General features: G+C 32.7%; 28 protein-coding genes. 17 read left to right on the plus strand and 11 right to left on the minus strand.

All coding sequences use genetic code 11. The annotated features are described in order from the left end of the window. Positions 1-254 precede the first annotated feature (254 nt). The gene (locus ACN0WY_RS00600; RefSeq protein WP_330488873.1) at positions 255-992 is read left to right on the plus strand and encodes a LytTR family DNA-binding domain-containing protein; all 738 of its coding nucleotides are present in this window, start codon (positions 255-257) and stop codon (positions 990-992) included. Then, positions 993-2,915 (plus strand): tetratricopeptide repeat protein, encoded by a 1,923-nt coding sequence (locus ACN0WY_RS00605; protein ID WP_417799218.1) that lies wholly within the window; start codon positions 993-995, stop codon positions 2,913-2,915. Here ACN0WY_RS00605 and dinB read toward each other — a convergent pair. The 5 genes from dinB to ACN0WY_RS00630 all read right to left on the minus strand — a co-directional run bounded on the left by dinB (position 2,912) and on the right by ACN0WY_RS00630 (position 6,998). Continuing rightward, positions 2,912-3,994 (minus strand): DNA polymerase IV, encoded by a 1,083-nt coding sequence (dinB, locus tag ACN0WY_RS00610; RefSeq protein WP_417799219.1) that lies wholly within the window; start codon positions 3,992-3,994, stop codon positions 2,912-2,914. The genes ACN0WY_RS00605 and dinB overlap by 4 nt on opposite strands. A gap of 9 nt (positions 3,995-4,003) precedes the next feature. Next, complete coding sequence (locus tag ACN0WY_RS00615) at positions 4,004-4,402, minus strand: ACT domain-containing protein (RefSeq protein WP_330488876.1); 399 nt, start codon at positions 4,400-4,402, stop codon at positions 4,004-4,006. Positions 4,403-4,489: 87 nt separating this feature from the next. Then, a complete protein-coding gene (locus tag ACN0WY_RS00620) occupies positions 4,490-4,720 on the minus strand; it encodes a ferredoxin (protein WP_330488877.1) in 231 nt (76 codons plus the stop codon). Beyond that, complete coding sequence (locus ACN0WY_RS00625; RefSeq protein WP_330488878.1) at positions 4,720-5,967, minus strand: peptidase U32 family protein; 1,248 nt, start codon at positions 5,965-5,967, stop codon at positions 4,720-4,722. Before ACN0WY_RS00625 ends, ACN0WY_RS00620 begins: the two co-directional genes overlap by 1 nt. Then, positions 5,967-6,998, minus strand: coding sequence for a rhodanese-related sulfurtransferase (locus ACN0WY_RS00630; protein WP_330488879.1), 1,032 nt, complete (start codon positions 6,996-6,998; stop codon positions 5,967-5,969). The genes ACN0WY_RS00625 and ACN0WY_RS00630 overlap by 1 nt, the downstream gene beginning before the upstream one ends. A gap of 226 nt (positions 6,999-7,224) precedes the next feature. Here ACN0WY_RS00630 and ACN0WY_RS00635 point away from each other — a divergent pair, with 226 nt between their 5' ends. After that, positions 7,225-8,232 carry an aspartate-semialdehyde dehydrogenase gene (locus ACN0WY_RS00635; protein WP_417799220.1) on the plus strand — a complete coding sequence of 336 codons (1,008 nt, stop codon included), beginning with the start codon at positions 7,225-7,227 and terminating at the stop codon, positions 8,230-8,232. Positions 8,233-8,298: 66 nt separating this feature from the next. Further along, positions 8,299-8,952, plus strand: coding sequence for an HD domain-containing protein (locus ACN0WY_RS00640; protein ID WP_417799221.1), 654 nt, complete (start codon positions 8,299-8,301; stop codon positions 8,950-8,952). 199 nt (positions 8,953-9,151) lie between these two features. Here ACN0WY_RS00640 and ACN0WY_RS00645 read toward each other — a convergent pair whose 3' ends face one another. From ACN0WY_RS00645 to ACN0WY_RS00660, 4 genes are read right to left on the minus strand one after another with little or no spacing between them, the layout of a single operon-like run. Next, positions 9,152-9,934, minus strand: coding sequence for an enoyl-CoA hydratase/isomerase family protein (locus ACN0WY_RS00645; protein ID WP_330488882.1), 783 nt, complete (start codon positions 9,932-9,934; stop codon positions 9,152-9,154). 7 nt (positions 9,935-9,941) lie between these two features. Continuing rightward, the gene (locus ACN0WY_RS00650) at positions 9,942-11,354 is read right to left on the minus strand and encodes an ATP-binding protein (protein ID WP_417799222.1); all 1,413 of its coding nucleotides are present in this window, start codon (positions 11,352-11,354) and stop codon (positions 9,942-9,944) included. 50 nt (positions 11,355-11,404) lie between these two features. After that, entirely contained in the window at positions 11,405-11,878 is a 474-nt protein-coding gene (locus tag ACN0WY_RS00655; protein ID WP_330488884.1) for a hypothetical protein, read from the minus strand. A gap of 2 nt (positions 11,879-11,880) precedes the next feature. Further along, positions 11,881-13,032 (minus strand): ATP-binding protein, encoded by a 1,152-nt coding sequence (locus ACN0WY_RS00660; protein ID WP_417799223.1) that lies wholly within the window; start codon positions 13,030-13,032, stop codon positions 11,881-11,883. Positions 13,033-13,152: 120 nt separating this feature from the next. Between ACN0WY_RS00660 and ACN0WY_RS00665 the strand changes: the two genes are divergently transcribed. From ACN0WY_RS00665 to ACN0WY_RS00675, 3 genes are all read left to right on the plus strand, one after another. Next, positions 13,153-13,377, plus strand: a complete 225-nt coding sequence (locus ACN0WY_RS00665; RefSeq protein WP_047787963.1) for a FeoA family protein — start codon at positions 13,153-13,155, stop codon at positions 13,375-13,377. A 3-nt stretch (positions 13,378-13,380) separates the two neighbouring features. Further along, entirely contained in the window at positions 13,381-15,486 is a 2,106-nt protein-coding gene (gene feoB, locus ACN0WY_RS00670; RefSeq protein WP_417799224.1) for a ferrous iron transport protein B, read from the plus strand. A gap of 218 nt (positions 15,487-15,704) precedes the next feature. Then, positions 15,705-16,205 carry a DUF3575 domain-containing protein gene (locus ACN0WY_RS00675; protein ID WP_330488887.1) on the plus strand — a complete coding sequence of 167 codons (501 nt, stop codon included), beginning with the start codon at positions 15,705-15,707 and terminating at the stop codon, positions 16,203-16,205. A gap of 76 nt (positions 16,206-16,281) precedes the next feature. On the opposite strand, the gene brnQ is transcribed toward ACN0WY_RS00675, so the two are convergent. Next, positions 16,282-17,568 (minus strand): branched-chain amino acid transport system II carrier protein, encoded by a 1,287-nt coding sequence (brnQ, locus tag ACN0WY_RS00680; protein WP_417799225.1) that lies wholly within the window; start codon positions 17,566-17,568, stop codon positions 16,282-16,284. 39 nt (positions 17,569-17,607) lie between these two features. Between brnQ and ACN0WY_RS00685 the strand changes: the two genes are divergently transcribed. Together ACN0WY_RS00685 and upp are read left to right on the plus strand one after the other, a co-directional pair. After that, positions 17,608-18,381: an alpha/beta fold hydrolase gene (locus ACN0WY_RS00685; RefSeq protein WP_417799226.1), complete on the plus strand. Its 774-nt coding sequence runs from the start codon at positions 17,608-17,610 to the stop codon at positions 18,379-18,381. 42 nt (positions 18,382-18,423) lie between these two features. Beyond that, a complete protein-coding gene (gene upp / locus ACN0WY_RS00690) occupies positions 18,424-19,077 on the plus strand; it encodes a uracil phosphoribosyltransferase (RefSeq protein WP_417799227.1) in 654 nt (217 codons plus the stop codon). A gap of 1 nt (position 19,078) precedes the next feature. On the opposite strand, the gene ACN0WY_RS00695 is transcribed toward upp, so the two are convergent. After that, positions 19,079-19,984, minus strand: coding sequence for a DUF6427 family protein (locus ACN0WY_RS00695; RefSeq protein WP_330488891.1), 906 nt, complete (start codon positions 19,982-19,984; stop codon positions 19,079-19,081). Between the two features lie 42 nt (positions 19,985-20,026). Here ACN0WY_RS00695 and ACN0WY_RS00700 point away from each other — a divergent pair, with 42 nt between their 5' ends. The 8 genes from ACN0WY_RS00700 (at position 20,027) to ACN0WY_RS00735 (ending at position 25,348) form a co-directional block, all read left to right on the plus strand. Further along, complete coding sequence (locus ACN0WY_RS00700) at positions 20,027-20,248, plus strand: DUF6341 family protein (RefSeq protein WP_099214833.1); 222 nt, start codon at positions 20,027-20,029, stop codon at positions 20,246-20,248. A 12-nt stretch (positions 20,249-20,260) separates the two neighbouring features. Further along, positions 20,261-20,932, plus strand: a complete 672-nt coding sequence (gene trmB, locus ACN0WY_RS00705; RefSeq protein WP_417799228.1) for a tRNA (guanosine(46)-N7)-methyltransferase TrmB — start codon at positions 20,261-20,263, stop codon at positions 20,930-20,932. 81 nt (positions 20,933-21,013) lie between these two features. Continuing rightward, positions 21,014-21,625, plus strand: a complete 612-nt coding sequence (locus ACN0WY_RS00710) for a hypothetical protein (protein ID WP_330488893.1) — start codon at positions 21,014-21,016, stop codon at positions 21,623-21,625. 3 nt (positions 21,626-21,628) lie between these two features. Further along, entirely contained in the window at positions 21,629-21,958 is a 330-nt protein-coding gene (locus tag ACN0WY_RS00715; protein WP_417799229.1) for an MGMT family protein, read from the plus strand. Next, the gene (locus ACN0WY_RS00720) at positions 21,955-22,500 is read left to right on the plus strand and encodes a DUF4269 domain-containing protein (protein WP_330488895.1); all 546 of its coding nucleotides are present in this window, start codon (positions 21,955-21,957) and stop codon (positions 22,498-22,500) included. Before ACN0WY_RS00715 ends, ACN0WY_RS00720 begins: the two co-directional genes overlap by 4 nt. Positions 22,501-22,728: 228 nt before the next feature. Beyond that, the gene (locus ACN0WY_RS00725) at positions 22,729-23,859 is read left to right on the plus strand and encodes a P-loop NTPase (RefSeq protein ID WP_417799230.1); all 1,131 of its coding nucleotides are present in this window, start codon (positions 22,729-22,731) and stop codon (positions 23,857-23,859) included. A 6-nt stretch (positions 23,860-23,865) separates the two neighbouring features. Further along, positions 23,866-24,102, plus strand: coding sequence for a NifU family protein (locus ACN0WY_RS00730; protein ID WP_330488897.1), 237 nt, complete (start codon positions 23,866-23,868; stop codon positions 24,100-24,102). Between the two features lie 190 nt (positions 24,103-24,292). Next, on the plus strand, positions 24,293-25,348 hold the full coding sequence (locus ACN0WY_RS00735; RefSeq protein ID WP_330488898.1) for an NAD(P)/FAD-dependent oxidoreductase: 1,056 nt from the start codon (positions 24,293-24,295) through the stop codon (positions 25,346-25,348). Position 25,349: the final 1 nt, after the last annotated feature.

Below are 25,349 nucleotides of genomic sequence, written 5' to 3' on the forward strand. Positions count from 1 at the left end.
GTTTTATAACTTAATATCATTATTGATTAATCCCCCAATTTATCAATATGATTCCCCTTGTGTATTACACTGCAAATATCTCATGAAAAAACATTTTTTCCAGTAAAGGATGTATAAATGGTTTGTTTTTTTGTGTAAATGGTAAAAAACTTGTGCTTATTACCTGGTTTTAGCGTGTTTTTTTGCTAAAATCGCATTGCTTACATTTTATTTTTAAGATATTATCTGTTACATTTGATATAAATGTACATGCAATGTTAAGAGCAGTTATAGTAGATGATGAGCCAAAGGCCATACAAGGACTTTCTTGGGAGTTATCAACCTTTGGAAATGATATAGAAATTATAGAAACATTTACAGTAGCAGAAAAAGCTATAAAATTTATAAATGAGAATAGTATTGATTGTCTTTTTTTAGATATTGAAATGCCTACAATGGATGGGTTTCAATTATTAGAAAAATTAGAACAGAAAGAGTTCGCTATAATTATTACCACAGCTTATAATGAATATGCTATAAAAGCATTAAAAAATCAGGCAATAGATTACCTTCTTAAACCCATAGATTCTGATGATTTGGAAGAAACCATAGGAAGAATTAAACAGCACTACAAGAAGAATAGTAATACCGAAAAGGTTGAAAAGATACTATCGAGTTTTAATGAAAAATTTAACAGAAGAAAAATAACCATTAATACCGATGGGAAATTAGTTTTTTTATCTCAAGATGAAATTTTATTTGTTGAGTCAGACGGCAATTATTCAACTATATATACCACAGGAGCCAACAAAAAAATAGTCGTAACGAAAAAATTAAAAGAAATAAATTTACTGCTTCCTGAAGATCATTTTTTTAGAATACACAATTCATATATTATCAATTTGAATAAAATTAAAGAGTTTTTAAAATCAGATGGTTATGTTGTGTTGGAGAATAATCACAAAATCCCTGTTTCTAGACAAAGAAAGTCTGATTTTTTAGAAAAATTTTAAATGAAGAAATTAATAACAATTACCTTTCTATTTTCTATCGTGTTTTCCTGTTTTTCACAAGAAAAGAGGGAGGTTATAGATAGCCTAATACAGCTATCAATAGAAAAAAAGATAGATAATTATTACGATTTACACCGTTTCTTCAGGCGTGAGCGATTTAATAAAGAAGAAATAGACTTTCTTTTACAAAAGAGTCAGCAAAGTGAATATACATTAGGAGAGATTTACGCTTATAATTCATTAGGAAGGCACTATCGAAACAATTCGTTTTTTGATAGCTCAATAGAGAGTTATTTAAAAGCTCTTGAATTGTCAAGAAAACTAAACAATGTAAATGCAGAAATTGTTACCCTAAATCAAATAGGGGTTGTTTATAGAAGGCAAGATAAGATTAGAAACGCTTTGAATTATCATCAAATGGCACTTGAGTTGGCTGATAAAATTGAAATTCCTGATGTTGATACTAAAATAAGCATAAGCATATCCAACAATAGTATTGGTAACATATACTTGGCTCTTAAACAATACCAATTAGCATTAGAAAAGTTTAAAAAAGCGATTTTAATTCAAGAAAAAACGGAAGACAAAAGAGGGTTGGCCATTAACCATCAAAATATGGGAATCGCTTTTCAAAATTTAGGGGATATAGATGCAGCGTTAGAACACTACAATAAATCATTACAATACAATATTGAAAATAATTCAAGCATCGGAAAGATTATTTGTCACAATAGCATAAGCAATGTACTGCTACTACAAGGGAAATACGATGAAGCCTATAAATATATAAGAGAAGTAGTGTCGCTTTCAGAAGAGATAGGAAATCAATACTATACCTCGGATGTCTATACTACTTTTGGAAAAGTACAATTAAAATTAGATAGTTTAGATCAGGCAAAAACATACTTAGAAAAAGGACTGGAGGTCGCCAACAAGCATAAAATACCTTCAGGAATAAACCAGTCTAACTTGTACTTATCTGAGTTGTACGAGGAAAAAAAAGATTACGAAAAAGCATATATTTTTTATAAGAAAGCCATCGAGGGAGAGCGTAAAACATTTAATGATAAGAATATATTATACGTAAATAACCTTATTAACAAGTACGATAATGAGGTAAGCAGAAATAAGATAAAGAACTTAGCAAAAGAGAATGAAATAGCAAAGTTAAAACTATTACGAAACAGAAATGTTTTAATAATAGCATTAGTTTCTATTGCTTTGTTGGGGTTGTTGCTGTATTCTATGTACAGACAACGATTGCTGAATAATGATAAAAAAATACTAATGCTTGAACAGGAAGCATTAAGAATTCAGATGAACCCGCATTTTGTATTCAATGCTCTAAATTCGATCAAGTTATATGTGATAAATAACGAACAGAAGAACGCGGTATATTATTTGAATAAATTTTCAAAATTAATTCGAAGTATTTTAGAATCTTCATCTGTAAAAGAAGTAACATTGAGTGAAGAGCTAAAAACAATGAACTTGTACATGAGTATTGAAAATATTCGATTGTCAAATGAAGTAAATTATGTAGAAAAGGTAGATGTAGATGTAAACATAGAAAGAATAAAGGTTCCGCCATTAATATTGCAACCTTTTTTAGAAAACTCTATTTGGCATGGGCTATCATCTAAAAAAGGAAAAAAAGAAGTTTTATTGTCGGTTGCAAAATTATCAGATGAGTTCATACAAATTGACATAGTAGATAATGGTATTGGTAGAGAAGCAGCGATGAAAATTAGAAAAAACAAGTCACTAAATCGTAGGTCGATAGGTATAGATTTAACTAAAGAACGATTGCGAAACTTTGCCAACGAGTATGCAAATAACTATTCATTAATTTATACAGATATAATTGATGAAGACGGAAATCCGAAAGGAACCAAGGTCTCGTTAAAAATACCAATACTTTAAAAGTCAAATCGCAATTGAACCCAAACGGGGTCTTTTTTCTCAGTATTCAAATTACTAAATGAAATCCCCAGTAATCGAACAGAATTGTTAAGAGTATCTTGATACAGTAGCTCTTTTACGATAGGGTAGAACTCTTTTTTTAATTGTAGGTAATGGTTTGTGGTTTTACTACGTGTTTGTTGCGTAAAATCGCTGTATTTAATTTTTAAAGTTACTGTTTTTCCTTTGGTGTTCGATTTTTTCATGCGACGTTCCAGCTCGTTAGCAATTTTATCCAGCCGCTCTAACATGAAAACTTCTGAAGATAGATTTTCTCTAAAAGTGGTTTCGGCAGCAATTGATTTTCGAATACGATTAGGTTTTACTGCTGAATTGTGAATGCCTCGAACAATGTTGTAATAATGCACTCCAGACTTTCCAAATAATTTAGAAAGTTCTTCCAATGGTTTTTGTTTTAAGTCCAATCCAGTAAAAATACCAAGGTTATGCATTTTAGCAGCAGTTACTTTGCCGATTCCATAAAATTTATTTACTGGAAGTTGTTCTAGAAACTCAAGAACCTCTTCTGGATTAATCGTTTTTTGTCCATTAGGTTTATTAATGTCTGAAGCTACTTTGGCTATAAATTTATTAATAGAGATGCCTGCTGACGCTCGTAGCTCTAATTCCTCCCAAATACGCTGACGAATTTCCTGAGCAATCATACTTGCAGAAGGATTCCCTTTTTTGTTTTCAGTAACATCTAAATAAGCTTCATCTAACGATAGAGGCTCTACCAAATCGGTATAATCGTAAAAAATCTTTCTAATCTTAGCAGAAATTTCTTGGTAACGATCAAATCTTGGAGAAACAAAAATGACATGCGGGCATTTTTGTTTTGCTAACACACCACTCATGGCCGAACGAACCCCAAATTTTCTAGCTTCGTAACTAGCAGCAGAAACCACGCCTCGCACTTCACTACCACCAACAGCAACGGGTTTTCCTCGCAATTCAGGATTATCCAATTGCTCTACAGATGCATAAAAAGCATCCATATCTACATGAATAATTTTACGAAAAGGAGGTTGTAATTCCATGAATACAAGCTAAACAGATTTCGATAGATTGGTTAAAACATCCATAGTTTTTGCCTCGTCTTTTTTGTCTACAAAAAGATGATCATGGTAAAAACTAGCAACCACATTACAACTTATATTATGTTTTGCTAATTCTGAAGAAAAAGTAGCTGTTAAGCCAACCGCATCTAAAGCAGAATGAATTTTTAAAGTAATCCAAGATGCTTTAAAACTGTAATCTAGATTTAAGTTATCTGCAACTTCCTTTTCCAAAATTAAAGTCATTCCTTCCGATTCTTTAAACATCCCAATTATATCTTTTGTATGAATACCAGATGTGTCTTGTACCGAAGTAAAAACATATGTTCCTTTATTTACAAAAGGTTTCATTTCTCTAATAAGAACTGATAAATTCTTTTCTCCAGACATGCTATCTATTTTAGATAAAATTACGGCTTTTTTTAAAATAATTAAAGCCCTCGTAAGAGAGCTTTAGCTTAGAGTTTGTATGTGGAATTACACTTGTTTTACTTCAATAATATTCACAGGACAGGCCTTTTTGGCCTCATGAGAGGCTTCAAAAATACTGTCGTCGTGTGATTTTATGGTAAAGAATCCCTTTTTCTCAGTTGAGTGTAATAAAACAGATTTTCCGTCTTTTTTCGACATTTGAAATTGGGCTGGAGCTAACTCCACGCAATAATTACAACCAATACATTTATTTCTTTGTAAGGTAATTACAACCATTAGTTTTTAGCAAATTCAGTTTTTACAATTTTGTATAATTTGTCGGAAGGGCGAATCCTGAAATCTAGTTTCATGGTAACTTCATCTCCTTTGGTAGCAGTTTGTGCTTCTTTATCATTTACAAACATGCTTTTTAATTCCATTTCTTGGGCTCCTGTGGTGGGGCCTGTAATTAAAATGGTATCTCCTACAGCTAGATCGTAGGCTTCAATTTTAAACTCACCTATTTCGGCTTTAGGGAAGTAATGCATTCCTTTACCTAAATACACTTTCTTTTGAGTCGCATGCGAACCAGGTTCTTTACTCCACTCACCTAACTTCTGCCCTAAATAATATCCATTCCAAAAACCACGATTGTATACTTTCTCCAGTTCTTGCATCCAGCTAATTACTTTCTCTTTGTCGTAAGTTCCACTGTATAAACTGTCAATGGCATCACGGTAACACTTAATTACTTTAGCGACATATTCTGGTGCACGACCACGACCTTCAATTTTCAATACTTTAATACCAGCATCGGCAACTTGATCTAAGAAATCGATGGTACATAAATCTTTAGGAGACATGATGTACTCATTGTCTAGTTCCATTTCAAAACCAGATTCCTGATCGATTACCGTATATTTTTTACGGCAATTTTGTTTGCAGGCTCCTCTGTTTGCCGATGAATTATGCGAGTGTAAACTCATATAGCATTTTCCAGAAACGGCCATACACAAGGCACCGTGACCAAAAATTTCAATTTCTAACAAACGACCAGACGGTCCTTTGATTTCTTCTTTTTCAATTTGCTCAGTAATCTTTTTTACCTGACGTAAGCTTAGTTCTCTACTCAATACTACAGTATCAGCAAATAGGGCATAAAACTTAACCGTTTCTATGTTTGTAATGTTAATTTGTGTAGAAATATGGACTTCCATACCCTCCGCTCTTGCCATGGCAATTACGGCTTGATCCATTGCAATTACAGCAGTAATGTTGGCTTCTTTAGCTCTTTTAATCAAGGTTTTTACAATAGATAAATCATGATCGTACACAATCGTATTTAAGGTTAAATACGTACGAACATTTTTTTCAGAGCATCTACGAGAGATTTCTTCTAAATCATCTAAGGTAAAATTGATAGACGCGCGAGCACGCATATTTAATTGCTCTACACCAAAATATATCGAATCACACCCATTATCTAAAGCTGCTTGTAATGATTCAAAATTACCAGCAGGAGCCATTAATTCAATTTGTTGCATTACTTTTTAAATTTTAAAGCTTCTGAACGTCCTTTTTTAAATATTTTATTACTTGCGTGTTTTCCTTTGCGCAATTCTTTTTGCTCTTCGTAAGACAAGTGAATGATGTCTTGACACTCAGGAGAACAAGTGTTTTCCATTGTTGAGGCACAGTCATCACATTGAATAAATAGTAAGTGACAACCTTCGTTAGCACAATTGGTATGTGTGTCACAAGGTTTTCCACATTGGTGGCAATTGGCAATTACATCATCAGAAATTTTTTCAGCTCTTCGGTGGTCAAAAACAAAATTTTTTCCTAAAAATTTGTTTTCTAAACCTTCATCTTTTACCTGACGTGTATATTCAATAATCCCTCCTTCTAACTGAAAAACATTTTTAAAACCTTTGTGTTTGTAATAGGCAGAGGCTTTTTCACATCGAATTCCACCGGTACAATACATTAATAAGTTTTTGTCTTCTTTATGGTCTTTTAAATCTTCTTCAATAATATCTAACGAATCTCTAAATGTATCAACATCTGGAGTTACAGCACCGTTAAAATGACCAATTTCACTTTCGTAATGGTTACGCATATCTACACAAACCGTATTGGGATCTGCAAGCATTTCATTAAACTCTTTTGCGTTTAGGTGTACTCCTTTGTTAGTAACATCAAAAGTATCGTCGTTTAACCCGTCAGCAACAATTTTGTTGCGAACTTTTACTTTTAATTTTAAAAACGATTTATTGTCGTGCTCAATAGCTACGTTTAAGCGAATACCATTTAAAAAAGAAATACTATCTAGTTGTTTTTTTAAAGCTAGAAAGTTTTCTGAGGGAACAGATATTTGAGCGTTGATTCCTTCGTATGAAACGTAGGTTCTTCCTAAAACATCTAGTTCATTCCATTCAAGAAATAATTTATTTCTAAATAAAGTTGGGTTTTCTATCTTATGATATTGATAGAATGAGATAGTAATACGGTCTTTACCCGCGTCGTCAATTAATTTAGCGCGTTCTTCTGCGCTTAACTTGTTGTACAGTTGCATGCTATACTTTTTTAAGTTAAACAAATATGTTGTGGTTTTTTTAGAAAACCGCTGCAAATGTACTGATTTTTTGAGTTTTACTGTTTAAAACAATACGATTTAGGCTAAAATGGTATATTTTTTAAATTTTAACGTATTTTTTCTAACAAAAGAGATACAACCAATTTGTTTTTTTTAAACCTTTGTGGCATACAAACAATAAATTTTATACTCAAAAATCAAAAAAATGAGAGTTGCAGTGGTAGGAGCTACCGGTATGGTAGGTAATGTAATGTTACAAGTATTGGCAGAACGTAATTTTCCAGTAACAGAATTAATTCCTGTTGCGTCGGAGCGTTCAGTAGGAAATCAAATTGAATTTCAAGGAACAAATTATACAGTAGTAGGTTTAGAAACTGCAGTAGCTATGCAACCAGATATTGCATTGTTTTCAGCTGGAGGAGATACCTCTTTAGAATGGGCTCCTAAATTTGCTGAGGTTGGGACAACCGTTATTGATAATTCATCGGCTTGGAGAATGGATCCAACGAAGAAGTTGGTAGTTCCAGAAATTAACGGAGATGTATTAACCAGTGAAGATAAAATCATAGCAAATCCAAACTGTTCTACGATTCAATTAGTAATGGCATTGGCTCCGTTGCACAAAGAGTATAAAATGAAGCGTGTGGTAATTTCAACCTATCAATCTGTTTCTGGAACCGGTGTTAAAGCGGTTCGTCAATTAGATAATGAAGAAGCAGGAATTGAAGGAGAAATGGCATATCCGCATAAAATAGGAAGAAATGCATTACCTCATTGTGATGTGTTTTTAGAAAATGGATATACCAAGGAAGAAATGAAGTTGGTAAAAGAGCCTAAAAAGATTTTACGAGACAATTCTTTTAATGTAACAGCTACGGCAGTTAGAATACCGACTGCTGGTGGACACTCAGAAGCTGTAAATGTTCAATTTGAAAGTGATTTTGAATTAGATAAAGTACGCGAGTTGCTTATACAAACTGAGGGTGTTATTGTACAAGATGATGTGCAAAATAATGTATACCCAATGCCTATTTTAGCCAATAATAAGGATGAGGTTTTTGTAGGTAGAATTAGAAGAGATGAATCTCAACCAAATACGTTAAACATGTGGATTGTTGCAGATAATCTTCGCAAAGGAGCTGCAACCAATACCATTCAGATAGCAGAATATCTAGTAGCTAATAACTTGGTGAAGCCATCGGTTACTGCTTAAAAATAGTTAATAATAATACTTTTAAAAATCCTGTGCTTCTAAGTACAGGATTTTTATTTTTGAATTATGAACAAAGAACAGATAATACAAAATACCATTGAGTTTGTAAAAGAAACGTTACAAGGAGCAGAAGGAGGGCATGATTTTTTTCATATTGAACGAGTGTATAAGAATGCATTGTTGATTGCAAAGGATGAAAATGTTGATGAGTTTTTGGTTTCTTTGGGTGCATTGTTACACGACATAGCCGATAGTAAATTTTATAATGGAGATGAAATGATTGGACCCAAAAAAGCTAGGGCATTTTTAACGAGTCAACAAGTTTCTGAAGAAATCATTTTACATATAGAAAACATTATTACTAATATTTCTTTTAAAGGAGGAAATTTTGAACAAAAGTTTACCTCTCCAGAGTTGGATGTAATTCAAGATGCAGACCGATTAGACGCTATAGGAGCTGTTGGAATAGCTCGTTGTTTTAATTATGGTGGCTTTAAAAATAGAGAATTGTACAATCCGGAGATTCCTCCAAATTTAAAGATGACAAAAGAAGAATATAAAAAATCAACAGCTCCTACAATTAATCATTTTTATGAGAAACTATTGCTGTTAAAAGATAAGATGAATACTCAAACAGGAAAAGCAATTGCAGAGCAAAGGCATGCTTATATGGAAGGTTTTTTAGAACAATTCTATAAAGAATGGAATGGAGCGAATTAGTGATTATTGTGTTAATAATGTAAACTTTATGTTACTTTAATAAAAAGTTTACGTTAAAATTTGGATATTATTGAATTTAGTATATATTTGCTTCAGTTAATAACCCCCATTTTATTAATGTAATCCCCTTATTGTAAAAATAGCATCTAAATTTTATTTAGATGCTATTTTTTTTATAGTTGTTTTTTGTGATGAAAAACTACTTTCCTGGAAATTCAGGTTTGCGTTTTTCTAAAAAAGCAGTAGTTCCTTCTTTAAAATCTTCAGTTCCAAAACAGTTTCCAAACTCTGTAATTTCACTTTTAAAACCATTTACACCATCTCTAAAATTATCATTTACAGCTTTAATAGCTGCGCCTATGGCAACAGATGAATTGCGCATAATTTTAGAAGCTATTTTTTCAGCTAAAGGAAACAGTTCTTCTTGTGAAGTTACATGGTTTACCAATCCCGCTTCTTTAGCTTCGTCAGCAGAAATCATACCTGCTGTCATAATTAATTCCATGGCTTTTCCTTTACCTACTAATTGAGGTAAGCGTTGGGTACCTCCGTAGCCAGGAATTACACCTAATGAAACTTCAGGCAACCCCATTTTAGCATTGTCTGAAGCTATTCTAAAGTGACAAGCCATAGCTAATTCTAAACCACCACCTAAAGCAAAACCATTTACGGCAGCAATTACTGGAGTTGATAGGTTTTCAACAAAATCAAATAAAATTTCCTGTCCTTTTTTAGCTAACATGCCACCTTCTTCAACAGAGAAATGTGCAAATTCAGAGATGTCTGCTCCAGCAACAAATGCTTTTTCTCCACTACCTGTGATAATAATTACTTTAATACTAGCATCTTTTTCCAAGGCTTTAAAAGCATTATGAAGCTCTTCAATAGTAGCTTTGTTTAAAGCGTTTAATTTTTTAGGTCGGTTAATGGTAATAGTTGCCAATGCGTTAGTTTGTTCAACTAAAATATTTTCAAAATTCATACTGTGTTTATGTTTTAGGTAATATTACGGTAAAAACAGTTCCAACTCCTTTAGTTGAAGTAAAGGATATTGTACCGTCATACGCTTCAATTATATTTTTTATAATAGATAGTCCTAAGCCCATACCACTTGTTTTGGTTGTAAACTTAGGTTCGAAAATAAGTTCTTTATTTTCTTCACTAATACCTTTTCCGTTGTCGGAAACAGTTATTTTAACACGATTCCCTTCAGAAGCAACTTTAACTTCTATTTTCGGATTCTTATCGGTGTCTTTTATTGCTTGAATTGAGTTTTTAACTAAGTTGGTAACAATTCGTATCAACTGTGTTTTGTCTAAACTGGCATACAACTCTTTTTCTTGAGGGAAGTAATATATGTAGTCTTCAGTAAAAATATCTAACGAATGTTTTACGATATCAACTACATTTAGCTTTTCTTTACGTTGGGTAGGCATCTTTGCGAAATCAGAAAAAGCAGAAGCTATAGAACTCATTACATCAATTTGTTGAATAAGCGTTTCGCTGTATTCAGACATTTTTTCTTTGATATTTGGATCTTCAGGATTGAATTTTCTTTCAAAGCTTTGTACTGATAAACGCATAGGCGTTAACGGATTTTTAATCTCATGAGCCACCTGTTTTGCCATTTCTCTCCAAGCTTGTTCACGCTCGCTTTGAGCTAGTTTTACAGCACTTTCTTCTAACTGGTCAATCATGTTGTTATAAGCGGCAACCAGCGAATTGATTTCTGAGCTAGCAGAGTTTAGTGTAATTTTTTCGTTACGCTTATTTAAACGAGTCTCATTTATTTTTTGAGAGATGGTTTGAATGGATCGAGTAATATAAGTTGATAAAAAGTAAGCTAATACAATTGCAATAATGAGCATTAGCAAATAAACTAATGATAAGCGAGAAATAAACTCTCGTAGTTCTTGTTTTTGCTCTTCATTGTCTTGAGCTATTTGGAGTTCTAGAATACCAATTCTTTTAAAACGTGGGTCGTTTAAATAGGCGTATGAAGACTGGTAAGTAATTCCTTTTTCGGTTCTACTTTTTAAAATCTTATGGTTTGAATTGTTGGCTAAATCTCGAACGGTTTCGTTGGCTAAGTCTTGCCCTTCTTTTTTGTCAAAATTATATGGAATGGACGATTTTAAAAGTTTACCATCCATGTCATACATTGAGATAGTAAGTTTATGAACATAAGCGATATCATAAATCCTATCTTGAAAAATTTTTGATAAATTCTCTGTAGTAACAGGATAGGTGGTTCTGCGTTTAAGTTCTATTTCAATATCTTGTATTGTTGAGAACTCTTTGCGTTCAAAACGTGAAGTGTTGTAGTCTTTTGTTTGTTCGTCGTACTGATAAATAGTAACAATTACAATTAAGATAGATGCCAATAGTACTAAAAGTATCATTGACAAGAAAATCCTAATTCGAAGTGATATGTTGTTGAAAATACGCAATTTTATAATTCAATTTTTTTAGTTTTCATAAGCAAAGTATCATCTGTTTCTCCATCATTATCCCAGTCATAAGTAGAGGTAGCGCTAAAACTATCGTTAGTAGTTTGTGTAATTTTATACCAAGCCTGTACTTGCTTTCCTAAATACGGATAATCAACAAATAAACTGTCTCCAATAGTTTTCCACTTGCCATTAGTTTCACCAACTTTTTTTCCATCAGCTTGCACAAACCACGCAGAAAAAGTGCCATCGTTGTTATAGGTAGATTGAGCTTTTCCTGAATTGGCTTTGCTAAAATCATCTTCAAAAACAGCGGTGCTATCGGTTTCGTTAGCGCTTGCATATTCAATTTTTAAATAGGTTGTTTCCCAATTACCAACTAAATATTCTTGTAATAACGGTTCTTTTTTCTCTTGTTTACAAGTAGCAAAAAGTATTCCGAAAATAAGCGCGGTAATTATGTGTTTTGTTTTCATAGTTACGATTGGATTTTTTCTTCTTTGGTGTGTAGAAGACGCGTTAATTTAATAGATAAATCTAATAAAATAATCTTAGCATTTCCGTTTCTCTCAATATGATACTGTGCGTCACTTACTTCTTTTTCTATGATTAAGATATTTGCACTATGAACAAACGGTGCAAATTTTGCGAGTTCGAAGTTTGCAGACTGAGTTTCTAAAAATACCAAATCTGGTGTTCCGTAATTGAGGAGTAAAGCCTGTCTGAAAAACTGTAAACAATATTGTAAAAACTGTTTTTGAGTTTCTCTACCAGATTTAGCGATTTCTTCCGACCAGCCAATTAAGTCTTGAATAACTGCTGCATTTCCTTTAGCTCTAAAGGCAGCTCGAATCCACGTAATAAACCATTGTTCAAAAACTAAGTCGTTTGAATTGTTGTTTAAAATATGCAGTGCCTTGTTGTAATTTCCCTCAGATTGGTGAGCAATTTTTATCGCTTCGCTTTCAGGTGTTTCTTTTTGTTGGGTAAGCGCATTGGCTATATCACTTTCACTTAACACAGGGAAGTGTAATGCTTGACATCGAGATTTTATGGTGTTAATAATCTGTTCTTCATCTTCAGTGACAAGGATGAAAATAGTTTTACTTGGTGGTTCTTCAATCAGTTTTAACAATTTGTTAGAAGCAGCAACGTTCATCTTTTCTGCCATCCAAATAACCATTACTTTAAAACCACCTTCGTACGATTTTAATTGTAATTTTTTTACAATGTCTTCCGCTTCATCAACGCCAATTTGTCCTTGTTTGTTTTCTACGCCAATGTGTTGTAGCCAATTAAACAAACCTCCATAAGGTTGTTCTTCTATAAAAGAGCGCCAATCTTCTAAAAACAAATTACTAACAGGGTGTTTTTTAACGGAATCATTTGTAGTTACAGGAAAAGCAAAATGCAAGTCAGGATGCTGTAGTTTGCTACATTTAATGTTGCAAGCTTCTACATTCTCGGAGAAGTTACATAATAAGAATTGAGCATAGGCAATAGCCATGGGTAAAGTTCCGCTTCCTTCTTTACCAACAAAGAGTTGTGCATGCGGAATTCTATTATTTTCAGCCGATTGCTGTAAGTGTTTTTTGATGTGTTCTTGCCCAATAATATCGTCGAAAGTCATACCACAAATATAAGACATCAAATAAAGAGAACAACCTATTGTAAATAAATGATATATTGTTTTAATATGCTGTTTAGAATGATTCTATTTTAGTATATTTGCAAGCTAAAAATATATCTTTTGAGTACTATCGCATCGTTACATTTAGGGGAAAAAGGAATTATATCAGAAGAGTGCTTAGATAAGATTCCGTTGAAATTATTAGAAATGGGGTGTTTACCAGGAAGTGAAGTAGAGTTACTTCAAATAGCTCCGTTAAAAGATCCTATGTACATATGCGTAAACGGAAGTCATTTAGCGATTCGAAAAGAAACAGCTTGTCAAATTTCAATTATAAAACTATAGCTGATGAGTAATCGTATTAACGTAGCATTAATTGGAAATCCTAATACAGGTAAAACATCCTTATTTAATCAGTTAACAGGTTTAAACCAAAAAGTAGGAAATTATCCTGGAGTTACGGTTGATAAAAAACAAGGAGTTTGTAAGTTGCCTAACGGTAAACAGGCAACAATTACGGATTTACCAGGGACTTATAGCATCAACCCTACGTCTATAGATGAAAGTATTGTTTTAAAAGCTTTGATGACGACTCATCAAGAAGAAAAACCAGATGTAATTGTAGTCGTTGCCGATATTGAAAACCTAAAAAGAAACTTATTACTGTTTTCGCAGATTCAGGATTTAGAAGTTCCGACGATTTTAGCATTAAACATGGCAGATCAGTTAAAGCGAAAAGGAATTTCTATAGATGTCCCTGCTTTAGAAAAAGAACTGCATACCAAAGTAGTGTTGATGTCGGCAAGAACCAACGAAGGAGTTGATGATTTAAAAGAGGTAGTAGCGGATTATGAATCGTTAAAAGTACACTCAAATTTTAACGAACTATCTCAGAAGATAGATGCTACTTACTTTGACCGATTGGCTACGGTGAGTAAAGAGTTTACTTCGTATGAGTTGTGGATGATGTTAACTAAAAACCACACTCCATTACTTTCTTCTTCAGAAAAAGAAGCAATAAAAGAGTTTGAAGGTGAAATTACTAAGCAGAAAAAATATCAGCATAAAGAAACGATATATAGATATCAGCAAATAAATGCTGTTTTAAATAAAACGTATAAAATAGATGCATCCAAAGCTACAGATGTTCGTAGTAAACTAGACAGCGTTTTTACTCATAAAATATTTGGGTATGTTATTTTCTTCGGATTGTTATTGTTAATATTTCAATCTATTTTTGATTGGGCGTCTACACCTATGGATTTCATAGATGGGTTGTTTGCTAATATTGCAGAGTTTACAAAAGCACAATTACCAGCAGGAATGTTTACTGATTTACTAACTGATGGAATTATTCCTGGAGTAGGTGGGGTTGTGATTTTTATTCCTCAAATAGCTATTTTGTTTCTTTTTATATCCATTCTTGAAGAAACGGGTTATATGAGTCGGGTCGTATTTTTGATGGATAAAGTTATGCGTCGCTTTGGAATGAGTGGTAAAAGTGTTATTCCTTTAATCTCAGGAACAGCATGTGCTATTCCGGCAATTATGGCAACTAGAACTATTGGTAGTTGGAAAGAACGATTAATTACCATATTGGTAACACCATTTACAACCTGTTCTGCACGATTACCTGTGTATGCTATTTTAATAGCTTTAATTATTCCTGATACTAAGCTGTTTGGTTTTTTTAGTTTACAAGGTTTTACCCTGTTGGCTTTATACATTTTAGGATTTGCAGCTGCAATCATAGCAGCATATGTGTTACATAAGACATTGAAGATAAAAAACAACTCGCTTTTTGTAGTTGAGATGCCTAACTACAAGATACCATCAGTTAAAAATGTGTTTTATGATGTGTTAGATAAAACAAAAGCATTTGTTTTTGGTGCAGGAAAAATCATTTTAGCAATTTCAATAGTACTATGGTTTTTAGCATCTCACGGGCCATCATCGTTTGAAAATGCAGAGAAAAATGTAATTGAAAATGTAGCAAATCAACAATTATCAGAAGAAGAGCTAGCGAAAAAAGTCGCTTCAGCTAAACTTGCAAACTCATATATAGGAATAGCCGGAAAAACAATAGAGCCAGTTGTTAAGCCTTTAGGTTATGACTGGAAAATAGGTATTGGGCTAATTAGTTCTTTTGCCGCGAGAGAGGTGTTTATTGGTACGTTAGCAACTATTTATAGTGTAGAAGACGACGGAGAAGATACGACTACTATCAAACAAAAAATGGCATCAGAGATAAATCCTGACACAGGAGAGAAGAGATTTAATTTTGCTACAGGAATTTCTTTATTGTTGTTTTATGCGTTTGCAATGCAATGTATGGCAACGTTGGCAATTGTAAAAAGAGAAACAAAAAGTTGGAAGTGGCCAACGGTTCAACTAGTAAGTATGGGAGTTTTGGCATATTTATCAGCATTTATAGCCTATCAAATTTTGAGTTAATGCAGGAAATTTTAACATATGTAGTCGTTTGTGGAGCAGTTATTTTTTTAGTGAAAAAGTTCTTTTTTAAACCTAAAAAAAATAACAGTTGTAATACAAATTGTAACTGTTCCTAAGCGAAAAAGGATATGTAATCAAACTGTTTTTACAAAAGATGTACCTTTATGGTATTATACTTGTGTAAGTATTAGATAAATGATAATTAGTAAAAAATTAAAATGAAAAAAATAGTATTAGCAGCTGTGGTTTTTGTCAGTTCTCTCACGTATGCACAGCAAGAGGTAAAAGTAGATTTACTAGACGCATTGGCCTTTAAAACGTTAGAAGTATCTTACGAGTATTATACTACGGATCGTTCTTCAATAGGTATCTCGGCGTTGTTCAACTTTGAAAAAAGATCAGCAGATTTTAGATACAACGAAGAACGAATGTTTACTCCTTTTTTCCGTCATTATTTTACGAACAATAGCAATTGGAACTATTTTGGTGAAGTTTTTATGGGGATTAATACAGGAGAAAGAGAAATTGAGCTTGATGGTTCGCCTAATACTTTTAAGGAATATACTGATGGAGCTTTAGGCTTGGCTTTTGGATCAAAATATGTGTCCTCAGGTGGTTTTGTTCTTGACATCTACGGAGGTTTGGGTAGAAACTTGTTTACTTCAGAGGCCCGTTCAATTGTACCTAGAGTAGGAATAAATTTAGGATATCGTTTTTAAGATATTCAATTTATATACAACTAAAAAGTGCGCAATTGCGCACTTTTTAGTTGTATATAATATATCATTAAGTAACTTATTCGGTTGGAACTTGCTTTTTGCTTTTAATCAAATTAGCAAAAACAAAACTCAATATAGCAGGCAATACCCACCCTAAATTATCATTAGCAAGAGGAATGTTGTTTTTTATCTCAATTAAGTAGTTAGGATTGATAATGAAACCTAAAAAATCTGGAATGCTAAATAAAAAGGTTACTGCTACTACACTTTTAAAAACTAAAGTTGAGGTGTGTTTTTCAGGAAGCACATTTAGTACAATTAAAACAATAGTAATCGGATAAATAAACATCAAAGCAGGTAGTGCAATATTGATAATATATTTCACATCAAACTGCCCCACAGCAATTCCTAGTAAACAGCTAATAATAGCAGTAATTGTAAAGACCTTTTGAGAATTATTGTTAATTCCTTTAAAATAATCGGCAGTTCCAGTAATAATTCCAACCGCTGTTGTAAAACAAGCCAAAGCAACTAAAACACTAAGAAAAACACTTCCAATATTCCCTAAAGTTTGATTGCTCAAAGAGTTTAAGATTTCTGTTCTATTAGCACTTTCAGAAAAGGTAGAACTAAATAAAACCCCATTATAAATAAGGCCAGCATAAATAATTAACAAGCCTATACCAGCAATAAAACCTGCTTTGGTAATAAGCTCTTTTTTCTCTTCAAAAGTTGCATTTGTGTTAAAATTCATTGAAATAACTAAAACACCTCCAACAACGATAGAAGCAATGGCATCAAAAGTTTGATACCCTTCTAGCAAACCATCAACAAACGGAGCTTTAAGAATAGTTGGAGTAATTGTATCAGGAGCTGTAAAAAAACCAACGAAAATAATAGCTAATAGAATAAGGATGATAAGTGGTGTTAAAAATTTACCGAGTAGGTTTAGTACTTTTGATCGGTTCATGGTAAAAATAAAAACAAGTCCAAAATAAACTGTACTGGTAACTAGAGAACTACTGTTGCTAAAGTAAGGAGCAATGGCCATTTCATGAGTAACTGATGCCGTTCTAGGTGCAGGTAAAGCAATGCAAATAGTGTACACAATAAAACAATATATAAGGCTAAAAGTAGGAGATACTTTTTTACCAAAATCGTACATGGTACCCTGTAATTTGGCATGGGCTAAAATACCTATCATAGGAATAAAAACAGCAGTAATAAAAAAGCCAATAGTTACCCAAAACCATAAGCTGCCAGCATTTTTTCCTAAAAATGGAGGTAAAATTAAATTACCAGCCCCAAAAAACATTGAAAATAAAGCGAATCCGTTTATAAATATCTCCTTAGTTTTGTGCATTGCTTAATAAATTAGTAAGCGACGAATATACATTAAAAAATGATTGTAAAATTTAAGGAAACCACTGTTTTTTACACAGATACTGGTAAGGGAAGTACTATTGTTTTATTACACGGTTTTTTAGAAAATAGTGCTATGTGGAACGAGGTGGTTGATGAGTTGTCTAAAAAAAACCGCGTGCTTTGTATTGACCTATTAGGGCATGGAAAAACAGGCTGTGTTGGATATATTCATACCATGGAAGAGATGGCAGAAGCAGTAAAATCGGTTTTAAAAGCATTAAAAATTCGTCGAGCTACCTTCATAGGGCATTCCATGGGAGGATATGTTGCCTTGGCATTTGCAGAAAAATATCAAAAAAATGTAAAAGGAATTTGTTTGATGAACTCTACCTCTCAAGCAGATAGTGAAGAACGAAAGAAATTACGACTCAGAACTGTTGAAACGGCTAAGGAAAATTACGAAACATTGGTAAAAATGTCAATTAGCAACTTGTTTGCAGAGAATATGCGTTTACAATTATTTGAAGAAATAGAGAAAATAAGAGAAGAAGCCTTAAAAACTTCAGTTAGAGGATATATTGCAGCAACAGAGGGAATGCGTTTGCGAGAAAACAAGGAAGTTGTTTTACAAACAATAGAAAAGAGATTGATAATAGCAGGAAAAAATGATCCAATCTTAAAGTATACCATTGTTGAAGAAGAAGCAAAGAGAACCAATACCTCATTAATTGCATTACCAAACGGACATATGAGTCATGTGGAAGCAAAAGAAGAACTACTAAAAGCAGTAACCAACTTTATAAAAGCTTGATAAAATCTGTTACTTTTGTAGCGCACAAAAAGAATACATTTCATGAAAACTCATCATTTAGCCAAACAAAATTCTATTCTTACTAAATTCCTAGCAGAACTCAGAGACACATCAGTTCAAAAAGATTCGATGCGTTTTCGTAGAAATATTGAACGAATAGGGGAAGTTTTAGGATATGAATTAAGTAAAGAGCTGAATTATGAGGAAAAAGAAATAAGCACACCCTTAGGAATTAAAAAGGTAGAGTTAGCTACAAACAATATAGTGTTATGCTCTATTCTTAGAGCTGGCTTACCTCTACATAACGGAATGCTAAACTATTTTGACGATGTAGAAAATGCATTTATCTCAGCATATCGCCATCATCCTAATAATGACGAAGAGTTTGAAATAGTAGTAGAATACTTTGCATCCCCTTCTATTGATGGCAAAACATTATTGCTAGTAGACCCAATGTTGGCTACAGGACGCTCTATGGTTGAGGTTTATGAAGGGATAAAAAAATACGGAACCCCCAAAGAAATAATTATAGCTTCTGTTATTGGTTCAGTAGAAGGGGTAGAATATGTTGCTAAACACTTACCAGAAAGCACTACTTTATGGATTGCTGATATTGATGAAAAATTAAACGATAAGGGATACATAGTTCCTGGTTTAGGAGATGCAGGTGATTTAGCCTATGGAGCAAAATTGTAGTTTATACAATAGTACTTACGGTAAAAGAAGCTATTAAGAATAAAATAATAATAACATCAGCATACCACTTCTTTTGAAAAAACTCTATTCCATTAGCTAGAATAACAGAAACAGGGAAGAATACATATAAAAACTCACTTCCAGAGCCATCTTGAACTAAAAGTAAAATAACTGTAGTTATTACAAGATGAGTAAGAATTAAAATCCAGTTTTTTCTGAATTTATTTTTAACAGCAAGTGCCTTTGGGCTTTTTAAAAGAATAGAGGCAATTAAAAAAAAGCTTATAAAAAGAATAGGAAACAAATATTTCTCATGAGAATAAAAGCTTAAATCAGGATAAAAATTCCAATCAAAAAGCAACCAGAACTTTTCAAGTCTATCATACCAAAAATAATAAGTGAAGTACAAAAAAACAGGAGTGCCAAAAGCGATTATAGGAGTTAATAATGTTTGATAAGTAAATCGTTGATGTAAAAAAATAGATAGGTAAAGCAATATGAGTAATAGAGGAGCATAAGGCTCTATTAAAAACGAAATTCCAAGCCACAAGCCACCATCAAACAATTTATGTAGCATGTTTTTAGAAGATTGTAAACTATATACTTTTCGTAAAAAAAGAAGGATAGTTAAGTTGGCGTAAAAAGTTTTGTTTATCTGTATAGTATCAGGAAAAAAACCAATTAATATTACAAAAAATAAAAAAGCAAAAGAGTTATCATAGGTCAATAAATTCTTAGCTATTATAAAGTTGTATACCGAAAAAACAACTAAAAACCAACCTAGTTCTTTAACGAGATTGAAAGATAACTCTTTAGAAAAAATACTTACAACAAAATATCCTAAGAAAAGTACAAACAGTACAATAAAATTTATAGGTTTAGATTTACCGAAAAAATTGGCTAACATTGTTTCTTTTTATATTTTTGCAGATGTAAAGATACTTAAGATATGATAGCAGGCAATATTTTTAGATGGATTGGTAGTTTATTTACCGACTTTTTATTTGCACCATTCAATTGGTTACGTTTAACAGTAGCTAAATCAGATGCAGGTTGGTGGACTTCAAACGCTGTAAACTGGTTCTTTTTATTAATCCTATTAGTGTTATTTGCTTATTGGATGAAAGAAGCGGCTCGTTTTCAAAGAGAAGGAACAGAAGATAGAGCCTAATTTCTATACACTTTGGGAAGTAAAAATAAACTAAAACGTTTCAGAGAAAATGAAACGTTTGCTAATGTTATTCAACCAACACGAGAAGAAGTAATCAACGACTTTTCTTATCAAGGAAAGTGGAACACTTTTTTTAAAAACAACAATCCAATAGTCTTAGAGCTAGGTTGTGGTAAAGGTGAATATACGATTGCTTTAGCAGAGAAAAATCCTGATAAAAACTTTATTGGAATTGATATTAAAGGTGCGCGATTTTGGCGAGGAGCTAAAACAGCATTAGAAAATGATATGAACAATGTAGCTTTTATCAGAACTCAAATAGAGTTAGTAGATTATATTTTTGCTGAAAATGAAGTTTCTGAAATTTGGATAACTTTCCCAGATCCACAAATTAAATATAAGCGTACTAAGCATCGTATGACGAATTCTGAGTTTTTAAAGAAATACCATGGTATTTTAAATTCAGAAGGAACAGTCAACCTAAAAACCGATAGCGAATTTATGCACGGTTATACTTTAGGGTTATTGCATGGAGAAGGTCATGAAATTCTGCATGCCAATCACGATGTGTATAAAAATGTGTACAGCCCAGAAGAAGTAACTGGTACGCAAACGTTTTACGAAAAACAATATTTAGAAATCGGTAAACCGATTACTTATATAAAATTTAAACTCAATTACTAATCCTGCTCTTTTGCAGGATTTTTTTAGAAAGTAATTCAAAAAAATTACGTCCTATTTAGAGTAAAAAGAAAACACTCTAAAATGATTTTATCTCATCTAATTCTTGGTTTTATTACTTCATACATTGGGTACACTCCACCGAGTATGTTGAATATTACAGCAAGTAAAATTTATATTGAAAATGATAAAAAAGTTGCTCGTCAATTTGTAGTTGGAGTTTCACTAATTGTTCTAGTTCAATTTTTTTTAGCTGTACTACTTACAGGTTTTTTTGAAAAATTTCCCAAATTAATTTTTTGGATTCAAAGTGTAGCTATTGTTGTTTTTTCATTGCTTTCTGTTCTTTTTACATACAAAGGACTCTCTAAACCCAAACATAAAACTGAAAAAGTTATTAAGAATGGGTTTCTGTTTGGGATGTCTTTGTCTTCTGTAAATATGTTTGCCGTTCCTTTTTTTGCTATAGCTCATTCTTCTTTTGTAATGAATGGATGGGCAATGCCGGGGTTTATATGTACTTCTATTTTTGGTATTGGAACTGTTTTAGGAATCATTGCTGTTTTAAGTAGTTATATTTTTTTGGCAAAAAAAGTAAAAACAAAACTCATTTTTTATACCCAATATTTCAATTTATTTATAGGAATAATTACTGGGATTGTAGCAGTCTATTTTATAGTAAAATTGTATTTTTAGTCGATGGAAAGAAATTCACAAAACTTCTTCGAAAAAGTGTACGAAGTAGCGCGTTTAATACCGTATGGAAGAGTTACAAGTTACGGAGCTATAGCAACCTATTTAGGAGCAGCGCGTTCAGCGAGAATGGTTGGTTGGGCAATGAATAACTCTTCAGAAAAAGAAGTGCCAGCACACCGAGTAGTGAATAGAAAAGGATTATTAACAGGAAAACATCACTTTGACGGAACAAACCTTATGCAACAATTGTTAGAAAGCGAAGGAATTGAAGTTATTGATAACCAAATTCAAGATTTTAAAAAGGTGTTTTGGAATCCGAGTGAAGAATTGTGATAAACTTCAAAAATACAACATACTTAAAAAAAGGAACTGTCCGTCAAAAAGAAGCCTACAAAGTATTATTAGAGTTAAATCTTTTCGACCTGTTAAAAAATTGTAAGCCTATTTTAGTAGGTACAATACCAATCAATATCGATGTAGCGTCAAGCGATTTAGATATCATTTGTCAGAGTGATAATCATGAAGACCTTATAAAAGTTGTAAGTGAGAAATATGGAAAACTTACAAAGTTTGAAGTAAAGACAATTCCATCATATAAAAACTTAAAAACAACCATCATTACATTTGAGTATAAAAGCTTTCCAATAGAGATTTTTGTACAGAATAAACTGCCAGAAGAGCAAGACTCTTATTTACATTTGCTTATAGAACACCAAGTGTTATTAAAAGAAAATGGAGCATTTAAGTCTAAAATTATAACCCTAAAAGAACAAGGCTTTAAAACTGAACCAGCATTTGCAAAACTTTTAAATTTAAAAGGAGATCCCTATGAAGCGTTATTAACCTATGGGTATGAGAAAGGTTATATTTCCTAATTTTTCAAAAATTTACAAATAATTACAAAAACAATTCATATTTATCACTCATAAAAAACGAGTGCTAATCTTTGAAATCCATATTTATAAAACCAACTTATCAACCTATAAATATTACCAATCTAAAGACTTTATTTTCTGAGGGCTAAAATGTATCTTTGCAGTTAAGATTAAATAAAAATAAGCAACAAGCCTATCGCTTGCTGTTTAAAGCACATAGCATAAAACATGAGTTTTAAAAAACAAGATATATACAAAGCGTTAGAAACCATAACAGCACCAGGAGAAGGTAAAAGTTTAGTAGAAAACGAAAATATAACCAATGTAGTTACATTTGGAGATGAAGTTATTGTTGATGTTACGATAGCAAACCCATCATTACAAGCGAAAAAGAAGGTAGAAGTTGAGATAATGAAAGCAATTCACCAACATATTGATCAAAAAATTGATGTAAAAGTGAATGTGAAGGTAGAAGTTCAACAAAAAGAAAACCCAAATCAAATTAGAGGAAAAGAAATTCCTAATATTCAAAACATCATAGCCATTGCTTCAGGTAAAGGTGGAGTAGGAAAATCTACGATTACCTCAAACATGGCAGTATCTTTAGCAAAAATGGGCTTTAAAGTAGGAGTGTTAGATGCCGATGTATACGGACCATCACAGCATTTAATGTTTGATGTAGAAAGAGAAAAGCCATTAGCGGTAAACGTAAATGGACGTTCAAAAATGAAGCCGATTGAAAGTTACGGAGTAAAATTATTATCACTAGGTTTTTTTACAGATCCAAGTCAAGCAGTAATTTGGCGTGGACCAATGGCTTCAAAAGCATTAAATCAATTAATCTTTGATGCAGATTGGGGAGAGTTAGATTTTTTATTAATCGACTTACCTCCAGGAACAGGAGATGTACATTTATCAATAGTACAAGCAGTACCAATTAACGGAGCAGTTGTAGTAAGTACACCGCAAAACATTGCCTTAGCAGATGCTAAAAAAGGAGTAGCAATGTTTCAACAAGAAAGTATTAACGTACCCGTATTAGGTATCGTTGAAAATATGGCGTATTTTACACCAGCAGAACTTCCTAACAATAAATATTATATTTTTGGTAACGGAGGTGCTAAAAATTTAGCAGAAGATATTGAAACAAGTTTCTTAGGAGAAATACCACTAGTACAAAGCATACGTGAAGCAGGAGATGTTGGACATCCAGTAGCTTTACAAGAAAACACACCATTAGCAGAAGCTTTTACAGAGGTAACCAAAGAAATGGTTTCGCAACTATTAAAAAGAAATGCAAACCTACCACCAACAGAAGTAGTACGAATTACTACCATGAGTGGTTGTAGCTCAAAATAAGCAGTTATGGCAACAGCAGACATAAGAAATAACGTAGAAAAAGCGTTGGAAGAAATCCGACCTTTTTTAGTAAGTGATGGAGGTAATATCAAATTATTATCTATAGAAAACAGTACAGTAAAAGTACAATTAGAAGGAGCTTGCAGCGGTTGTTCAGTCAATCAAATGACCTTGAAAAACGGAGTAGAAGCAACAATTAAAAAATACGCGCCAGAAATTACAGAAGTAATTAACGTAGCTTAACTGATAAAAATCAGGTTTTAAGCAAAACAATTATTTTAATTTTGGGCGTTCGGGCGTGCTTTCGTTACTCGCTTCCCAATTAAAAAATTAGGAGAGCTCAAACAAGCCACTCAATCACTAACGCATACCTATTCCTGCCTTATTTCAAAAGGTGGGAATCTCAGTATAAATAAGAGAATTTTGTTACAAAATGATACAAACAGATATATTAATTATTGGAGCAGGACCTACAGGATTATTTACGGTTTTTGAAGCAGGATTATTAAAATTACGTTGTCATTTAATCGATGCCTTACCACAACCAGGAGGGCAGTGTTCAGAAATTTATCCTAAAAAACCCATTTACGATATCCCAGCTTATCCAGAGATTTTAGCAGGAGATTTAACCGATAAATTGATGGAACAAATTAAACAATTTGAACCAGGTTTTACCTTAGGCGAACGTGCAGATACTATTGAAAAACAAGAAGACGGAACGTTTATCGTTACCACTAATAAAGGAACAAAACATCAAGCGCCAGTAGTAGCTATTGCAGGAGGATTGGGAAGTTTTGAACCACGTAAACCACCGATTCCAAATATTGCTGATTTTGAAGACAAAGGAGTGGAATACATGATTAAAGAACCAGAAATATATCGCGGTAAAGACGTGGTCATAGCTGGAGGAGGAGATTCTGCTCTAGACTGGTCTATTTTCCTAACAGATGTAGCAAAATCGGTCACCTTAATTCATCGAAGAAATGAGTTTAGAGGAGCGCTAGACTCTGTTGATAAAGTACAAGAATTAAAGAATGAAGGTAAACTAATGCTGATAACACCTGCTGAAGTTAAAGGTATTGTGGGTGATGATAAAGTTGAAGGTGTACTAGTAGAGCAAAAAGATAAAGAACCATTTACATTGCCTTGTGAACATTTTATTCCGTTGTTCGGATTGTCTCCAAAATTAGGACCAATAGCCAATTGGGGATTAGAAATAGAGAAAAACGCGATAAAAGTAAATAACGCATTAGATTATCAAACCAATGTTGAAGGAATTTACGCAATTGGAGATGTAAATACCTATCCAGGAAAGTTAAAGTTAATTTTATGCGGATTCCACGAAGCAACGTTAATGTGCCAGAGTGCTTATAAACGTATTCATCCTGATAAAAAATACGTGATGAAATACACAACGGTTGGTGGAGTTGACGGATTTGACGGTACTCGAAAAGAAGCGCCTAAAGCTGTAGTTAAAGCAATTAATTAAG

Origin of the sequence: Tenacibaculum sp., assembly GCF_048269885.1 — a bacterium.
In the GTDB taxonomy this organism is placed as follows: Bacteria; Bacteroidota; Bacteroidia; order Flavobacteriales; family Flavobacteriaceae; genus Polaribacter.